The following is a 9,135-nucleotide window of genomic DNA, read 5'->3' on the forward strand; positions in this document are numbered from 1 at the left end:
TATTACAGGGGCAACCTACCTCCTTGAAAAAAAGAAATTTGTATGAGAAAAGTTTGTTTTATATTCTGTATGCTGTTTGTGTCGATTGCGGTTTATTCTCAAAAAGACTATACTGTACGATTTAACCATTCGGCATCCGGAAACTATCAACTGAAGTTTACGGTTGATAATTGGAAATTAGAAGAAGTGGTTTTTGATGGAACCACTTACCAGAAAATTCTTTTTTCCCAAAGCACAGTGACAGACAATAAAGGATATGCCGAATTACCGTTCATCAGTTCGGCCGTTCAGTTGCCCGCACAAAAGGATTTCGACCTGAAGGTTGTGTCGGCCGATTACGACGACATTCAACTCGGCAATCCGCTGCTTCCCTCTCGTGGAACTATCTACCGGAATCAAGATCCTGCCAAAATACCATACAAGATAGCGAAAGAAGCTCTCGTAGACCGTTTCTTTCCGGAGGACGTTGCCTATATGGAAGCTCCGTTTATTGTAAGGGATGTCCGTGGTACTTCTGTTCGGTTTTACCCTTTCAGATGGAATGCCGTAACCAAAACATTGCGCGTTTATAAGAATGTTGTGATTGAGTTGCAAGAAAATTCGAATACACCAACCAACCCTTTGTTGAGAGAAAATAAGAAACCTGTCCGCGAGGCTATCGGGATGTACAAAAACATGTTTATAAATTCCGGAACGTCGGAATACAGCCTCGAGGCGGCCGACCATGGCGATATATTGGTTATAACAACCGCTCGCGATGAAGCGGCGATAGAGCCATATATAAAATGGAAAAAGGAAAAAGGTTTTAATGTATCGAAAGATGTTGTAGAGAAAGGAACCAATGCAAAAAACCTTATCCAAAAAAGGTATGACGAAAACAACAACCTGCTGTACGTTTTGATTGTAGGCGATTGGCCTGACGTGAAATCTGACTATGATAGTAGTACCAGTGGGGCTACCGACCCTATGCTTGGTTGTGTGTCGGGAGGCGACAGTTATCCGGATATCGCTATCGGGCGGTTTTCGTCAAATAGCGCGGAGCAGGTAAGTGTACAGGTGAACAAAACTATCAATTATGAAAAGAACCCCAATATGGATTCCGGTTGGCGCGAAACGTTTATCGGCATAGGGTCTAACGAGTTTATTGCCGGCGATGACAACGAAAAAGACTATCTTCATATCCAACGTATATACACCGAGCGTCTTGAGTCTTTCACATACAATACACATAAGGAAGACTACGACCCGGGAGCCACTGCCGCCACATTGTCTGAGCACATCAATGGGGGAGCCTCTACGATAGCTTATTGCGGTCACGGGCAGTCTACATATTTTGTGACTACGGGCTTCAATAATGCCGATGTGAATGCTTTGACAAATGGCGACAAACTGCCTTTTATCGTTGCAGCGGCCTGCTATACGGGTGCATATCATTCTGCCGACAATTGCTTCGGAGAAGCATGGTTGCGCAAAGAGGGCGGAGGCGCGATACTTGCGTGGCTGTCTTCGATAAGCCAACCTTGGGCGCCGCCACAGAGAGGACAAGATTATTTTTACGACCTTCTGATAGGTGGATTCGATTACGATAAGTATCCGGACCAAAGCGGTATCAATACCACAGAACAAAGAACCCATTTTGGGTCGATAGCTGTCAATACCCTGAACCTGATGCTGACGGAGTCGTCTCTGTCGGGCGATTGGGAAACGGTTAGAACGTGGATTGTTTTTGGCGACCCGTCAACACAATTGCGGACAAAGAAACCGGACGCTATTTCTTACTCGAACGATGTGGTGATAGCCGGAGCGAATTTCGAAACAGTGATAACCGCCGGCGGACAACCTGTTCGCAACGCGTTGGTTTGTATATCTCAGAACGGAGTTTACGAAAGAGGCTTTACCGACAGTCAGGGTAAGGTTTCGATAAACCATTCGTTGGTACCGGGTAAAGTATTGCTGGTTGTTACAGCTTTCAACACCACTACTGTTTACGACGAAATTTTGTGCGTGTCTCCTGCAGGAGCGTATGTGCTGGTTGATGCGGCTGAGGTGGATGACGAAAACGGAAGGCTCGATTATTCGGACGAGGCAGTGAAACTGAAAATGACTTTACGGAACGTAGGTAATGACAAAGGTACTAACGTGAAGGTAACAATATCGTCTAACGACCCTTATGTAACCATTACTAAAGCAACGGCTGTTTTCCCATCTGTTCTTTCGAACGACAAGGCTACTTTGGGCGGTCTGTTTGAATTTGAAGTGGATAACAACATCCCCGACCAACACGAAATATTGTTCGAGGCTAAAATAGAAGATGGCAGCACTCACACCAATGAGTTCTCTATCAAGACCAACGCGCCGTCTTTCCTTCTTTCGGATATTTCGGTTAATGGTGTGGCTGACAACTATTTTATAGAAAACAACAGCGTTGCATCTATACAGATAAAGGTAACAAACTTGGGTCACTCTGAGGCTTCTGGCGTAAGGGCACTACTTTCTGCCGAGAGTGATTTCGTGAACGTGGCCATTCCTTCGTCAATAAATGTAGGTGATATTTCGCTTGGGGAAAGCAAAACGCTGAACTTCTTGGCAACCGTTGCAGAAGATATCCCGGTTGGTCATATAGCCGAAATGAAAACGGTTTTCTTTGCCGACCATGGAATATCGAAAGCCGAACCTTTCACCATGCAAACAAAAGAGTATTGTACACCCGAAAAACTTAACTGTGAAAACGGTGACAAAATAGTCAGCTTTATTCTGGGAGAAATAGACAATACCGACGAAACTTGTGGCGAAGATGGTTATAATGACTATACCCACCTGAAGGCAACGCTTATACCGGGAACCGAATATACCGCTAAAGTTAAATGCGGATACGACAACGAACGTGTGCGTGGATGGATAGACTATAACGGAAACGGTGTTTTTGAAGAAAGTGAAATCGCTTTTTCGGCCTCTTGCGGAAAAGCTTATACCGAAGCAACCCGAACATTTACCGTTCCGGAATCGGCAAAACCGGGCACACACCGCATGAGGTTGCGTGTTAGATATCTGACTAACCCTACCGATCCTTGCCAAAGCTCTTGGGCAGATGGACAAACCCACGATTATCTGGTAGTTATACCGGAAAAATATCCGAGGGTAGAGAATCTGGCTACGACAAAAGGCGATGCGAAAATAACTGTTTCGTGGGATGCCCCCGATTTGGGTGGTAAATCCTTAACGCTGAAAGGTTACAATATTGCCCGCAACGGAGTGCAATTAAATACGTCGCCGCTGAGTGGTACTTCTTACGAAGATTCGGACGGAGTTACAAGCGGAACATTTGTGTACGAAGTAGTTACGGTTTATCAGGAAGGGCTTTCTGTGTCTGCAATATCAGACATCGTTAGTATGAACAGTTATCAATCTCCTTCGGGACTGAAGGCCGCTAAAACCGGCGAAACCATAGTTCAGCTTACATGGAGCGCGCCTTCGGAACAACCTTTGGGCTATAACGTATATAGAGGTAATAAACTTGTGAACGCCGATTTGGTAACAGAACTGAACTTTGTAGATGAGTACGAGTTTGCCGACGAAGTTTATTGCTATGTGGTAACGGCTGTTTATGCGAATGGCGAATCAACACCTTCTGCAACAGCATGTGTTGAAGGCGGTTCGGGAATAGAAGAAACATATGCCCAATACGACTTTGTGGTATATCCTAATCCTGTGGCCGACGAGCTTCGCATTGTGGGCGATGTTGCCCCTCAAAGCATCCGTATATACAGCTTGGGCGGAGAGATGGTGTTTAATACAAGAAACTGCGAAAAAGCGATGTCTATTCCGGTTTCTGCACTGCCTTCCGGAATATATGTAGTGGAAATAGATACCGCAAACGGAATCTTACCTAAAAAGATTATTAAAAAATAAATGAAGTAAAAAACCTGTCGGTAGATATCGGTTTTATTTATCGGCAGGTTTTATATACGTAATTTAATACTTTAACTATAAAAGAATCGATTATGAAAAAACACAGAACACTATTTAATGTTGCGCTTCTGAAGAGCCGGAGGTTCTTGTTATTATTCCTGATGATTTTATCGTCGGGGGCAATATTGAAGGCTGCCCCAATTGTGCAAGGCTTTAACGACTATTCGATACAAACATGGAACGGTACCTTCCAATGGTCGGGTTGGAGTTTTGTTAATGGTAGGGGATATACCATGCAAAAGCATGAAGGCACGCATTCTGTTGCGGTTTATGGTTCTCTCACCTCGCCCGAAAAAACGGGAGGTATTGGCCTTATAAATTTTATGTATAGAACAGAATCGGGTGGTGCGGTTGATGTTAAAATCCAAACATCCAGCGATGGCGACGTATGGAACGATGAAAACTCTTTCACGGCCAGCGGTACAACGTTTCAGAGTAAAACAGTGACGGTTAACAGTGCTGTTGCAAAATATGTAAGGCTAAGCGTTGTTGATGGGGCATCTTATTCAAAAACACTGTTGGTAGATGCTCTTGTTATTACAGACAACGGGGGAACCATTGCTGAGGTTGATATAGCAAATGAATATATATTCGGGTTTGAAACCCTGCCTTTTACCGGAAATATTCCTATGTCTTTTACAGGAGTATCGTCTGATGTTACTTTTACAACCAATAAGGCATCAGATATTAGCTTTACTACTAATCCGCTTCCTGCCGGAGAGGCTGTAGGATCAAAAAATATTCCGATAACATTTAATCCTGCCAATAATACGGTGAATGCTTTTTACAGCACACTGACTGTTTCGGGTGGTGGTATTCCTTTCGGACCAACTGTTCCGGTTTATTTTTACCGTCTTCAGGAGTCTTCGTTCGAAGATTTTGACAAACCTTTTGTCGATGCTGCGGTAGGTGCTTCGGGTACTAAATTTACTGGCTCAGGATGGTTAGTAAAAGGAGGCTCTTACTATACGAACAACTCTGCATACATAGGTTTCGGTAGTACGGCTTCTGTCAGTCTGTCGTCGTACGGTACACCTGTATCGTTGACTTCTCCGATGATGAAGTCGGGGATAGGAACCGTTCAGTTTTATGCGCACACAGGTACAAACAAAACTACGGTCATAAATCTGAAAATGTATGTATCTGTCGATGGAATAAACTGGGTTGAAAAAGAAACAATTGCCGTTAATCCTACTATAAACGTATTTAAAGCTTTTGATGTTGTTGTGAACGACGCAACGGCTAAGTTTGTGAAAATAGAGTTGGCAAGTGGGTCTTGTTATTTTGAAAATATAACAATCACCAAAAACGGGGTAAGCATACCTAAAGTATCTGTCGAGGCAGAACCTTATTTTGCAAGCCCGGTAGATGTTGAGCGAACAGAGAATATTAAAATAAAAGGAGAGAACATTACTTCCGACCTGACAGTTGAATTTGTATCGGGTGGAGTATTTTCGTCCGCAACGCAAACAATTCCGGCTGCAAGCATCAATAATGCCACTTATACCCTTCCTGTGAAGTTTAAACCGACTTCGGGCGCTAATTATTTTACTGATAACATAAGGATATTGGATAGCGACTCAAGGTTAATACAATCTTTGTCGGTAGAAGGATATGCCTTGAAAGACCTATTGTCTGAGCAGTTTAATATAACAACCTTCCCCGAAATAGTTGGGCTTGCCGATGCTTATATGTGCAATGGATGGAAAATGTTTAAGGGAACAAGGGTTTCCGGATCATCGTTTAGCGATGGTGTTAGCTACCCTAACTTTGTAAGTTCTCCTTCTGCCGTGCAATTAAACACCACTACAAGCGTTGATTCAAGATTAGTTTCTCCTCCTAAATCTAATGGTGTGGGAACCATCCAGTTCTATTACAGAAACACGTCAACTTCCAATCCAAATAATAATCCGGTTCTTAAGGTTCGGACATATAAAGACATGGCCGAAGCCCCTACACCGGTTGCTTCAATAACAGTTCCTTTGTTTAGCGAATCGCCGGATTTCACTTTATTTGAAGTTCAAGTGAATGACGAGAATGCCCGTTTTGTGGAAATTTACTCGGAGATAGCACCGCTTGGTAACCTCAATGTGATAATAGACAATGTAGTTGTAACGGCAGCCAATAAAGGTGTTCCGGCTGTTTCTGTGCCTGAAAATATTGCATTGAAAACATATCCGGGCGAGCAGCTTACCTACGATTTCGATATAGATATGCAGAATGTTTATGGCGATGTGTCTCTTTCACTGAAAAAAGGAAGTGATTTTGCTTTAACTCCAGTGTCTATTGTTCCTGTTGACGGTGCTGCTTCGGTTACCGGACAATTGGTATATACACCATCGGATACCGAATTTATGAGTGTAGACAGTATCGTGATACAAGGCGAAGGCCTTACATCAACTATCGTTATCCCCGTTATTGGATATAAACTGGAAAGAACTATCTCTCAGAATTTCAATGCAACAGGATGGGGTTCGCCCGAAGGTACTTATGTTTTGGATGGTTGGGAAATGACTTATGCTACCAGAATGACTAATCCTGCGTGGATAAAGGGCGCTGCTGGTTTGTCATTGAATTATAACTCAACCAAAACAGGTGTGCTTACTTCTCCCGAAAAAGTGGGTGGAATTAAGGATATAAGCTTCTCGTACTATCATTTCTATCCGCATACTTTGGCAATAGAGGTTTCGGAGGATGGTAAAACGTGGACAGAGGTTTATTCTGAAGAAGTTGAATTTGGAAGCATTGAAAGTGAAACTATTCAGGTGAACAAACCGAACGCTAAGTTTGCCCGCTTCTTCATTAAACATCAGCTTACTACCGCACAAACGTTCTCTATATATTTAGACGATATAACAATAACAGGTTATCCTTATTTGAGACAAGTGGGTACGGCAGAAGCGGTCGAAACAAACACTATTCCTGTTCAGATTCCTGTTCAAATAGCGGGCGATATTGATGTGAATGCTACTATCACGATGGCTGCTGCCGACTCTAAGTTCACACCGTCGGCCACAACAATAACTCCTGCCGATCTTACAGAATCGGGCGCTCCTAAAAACTTCGACCTTCAGTTGTCTTTCACAGCCACCGAATCGGGAGTGTATGAAGACGCGATTGTAATTAAAGACGCAGACAATGTTGAATACCTCAGAGTTCCTGTAAAGGTTACTTACAATAAACCTTATATTGAACTGTCGGGTACTGTGGATCCTGTTGAAACTAATACTGTTCCGGTAACTGTACCTGTAAAAGTAGCAGGGCTTCTTACAGCTAATGCTTCAATCGCGATGGCTGCTGCCGATTCTAAGTTCACACCATCGGCTACAACAATAACTCCTGCCGATCTTGTGGAATCGGGTACACCTAAAGATTTCAGTTTCCAATTGTCTTTCACAGCTACCGAATCGGGAGTATATGAAGACGCGATCGTAATTAAAGACGCAGACAATGCTGAATACCTCAGAGTACCAGTGAAGGTTACTTACAACAAACCTTACCTTGAACTGTCGGGTACTGTAGATCCTGTTGAAACCAACACCGTTCCGGTAACTGTACCTGTAAAAGTAGCGGGACTTCTTACAGCCAATGCTTCAATCACGATGGCTGCCGCCGATTCTAAGTTCACACCGTCGGCTACAACAATAACTCCTGCCGATCTTGCGGAATCGGGTACACCTAAAGATTTCAGCTTCCAGTTGTCTTTCACAGCTACCGAATCGGGAGTGTATGAAGACGCGATTGTAATTAAAGACGCAGACAATGCTGAATACCTCAGAGTTCCTGTAAAGGTTACTTACAACAAGCCTTACCTTGAGCTTTTGGGTACTATCGAACCTGTTGAAACAACCGAATCGCCTATTGAAATACCGATAGAGGTAAAAGGATTGTTGGCAAGCAATGTTACTATTCAATTGTCGGGAGCCGATGCCGATAACTTCTCTTTGGGTAAAACATCTATCACTCCAAACGAATTGAAAGAAGGAAGTGTGTATTTCGATCTTACGTTTACTTCCGAAGCTTCGGGCGAGTATAATGTTGATGTTGTTTTTGGCGAATATCTGACTATTCCTGTAAAGGTTACTTACCGCAAGCCTTATCTTGAGCTTGTAGGAACTGTAGATCCGGTTAATGCAACAACACTACCGGTAAATATTCCTGTTGAGATAAAAGGCTTCATGGCCGAAAATGCTACCATTACACTAACCGGAGAGCATGCCGATAATTTCCAATTATCCGCAACCGGATTTACTCCGGCCGACTTGGAAGCAGGAACAGTGAAGTTCTCAGCAATATTTACCCTTCCTGTCGATGAGAATGGTGAATACAAGGCAAATATTGTTATTGCAGATTCTAAAAGCACTGAATACCTGACAATACCTCTTGCCGTGAACTATGTTTCAAGTGGCATCTACGAAGATGGAGTGAACGGTATCTGGGTTTATGTTTCGAAAGACGGAATGCTTCACGTTCGCAATGCTGAGGTAGGTTCTTTGCTTACAATATTCAACTTAAACGGACAAGCGCAAATGAATGCCAAAATAAATTCGGAACACGAATCGTTTGTTCTCGATTTAGAAAAAGGTGTTTATATTGTCAATATCGGACAGAGGAATTTCAAAATTTCTTATAGATAATAGAATATTTTAATCTTTACGGAGGCTGTTCAACAAGTTTGAGCAGCCTCTGTTGCTATTATCAAATTACAATTCTTCAAAACCGATAATATTAAAACATCTATATGTAAGTTCTTGTAAATCATTTGAGGTAAAAAAAACTTTATAAAAAAGGTTTTAAAAAGTTTGGATAGGATTAAAGTTTGTTTTACTTTTGCATCCGCTTTCCGGTTAAGCGCACGGCTTTTTAGCGGTGTAGTTTTAGGGGAAAAGCACACGATAAGCGATCTTTGAGGTTTTGGTAAAAAGGAACAATAAAAGAAAAAAAATAGCATTAGACGGGTAGTGCGACTTTCTTTCTTTCAAAGGGAAGAAACAAGTACTAAACCCGGTCAATTCAGATTTAGATTAAAAAAGGATTGCATCGGGTCAGGGATAACTGAAGGTATAAAAACAAGAATATACAAAGAAGAGTTTGATCCTGGCTCAGGATGAACGCTAGCGATAGGCCTAACACATGCAAGTCGAGGGGCAGCATGGCGGTAGCAAT

At 42.7% G+C, this 9,135-nt stretch carries 2 protein-coding genes and 1 rRNA gene; all 3 read left to right on the top strand.

Annotated elements, in window-relative coordinates:
• Positions 1 to 42: 42 nt before the first annotated feature.
• Positions 43 to 3,909, top strand: a complete 3,867-nt coding sequence (locus M2132_RS06210) for a C25 family cysteine peptidase (protein ID WP_280672387.1) — start codon at positions 43 to 45, stop codon at positions 3,907 to 3,909.
• A 92-nt stretch (positions 3,910 to 4,001) separates the two neighbouring features.
• Positions 4,002 to 8,606: a T9SS type A sorting domain-containing protein gene (locus M2132_RS06215; protein WP_280672389.1), complete on the top strand. Its 4,605-nt coding sequence runs from the start codon at positions 4,002 to 4,004 to the stop codon at positions 8,604 to 8,606.
• A 442-nt stretch (positions 8,607 to 9,048) separates the two neighbouring features.
• Positions 9,049 to 9,135: ribosomal RNA gene (locus tag M2132_RS06220) — 16S ribosomal RNA — on the top strand; the annotation flags it as partial.

The sequence above is a fragment of the Dysgonomonas sp. PH5-45 genome (assembly GCF_029893235.1).
Lineage (GTDB): Bacteria > Bacteroidota > Bacteroidia > Bacteroidales > Dysgonomonadaceae > UBA1309.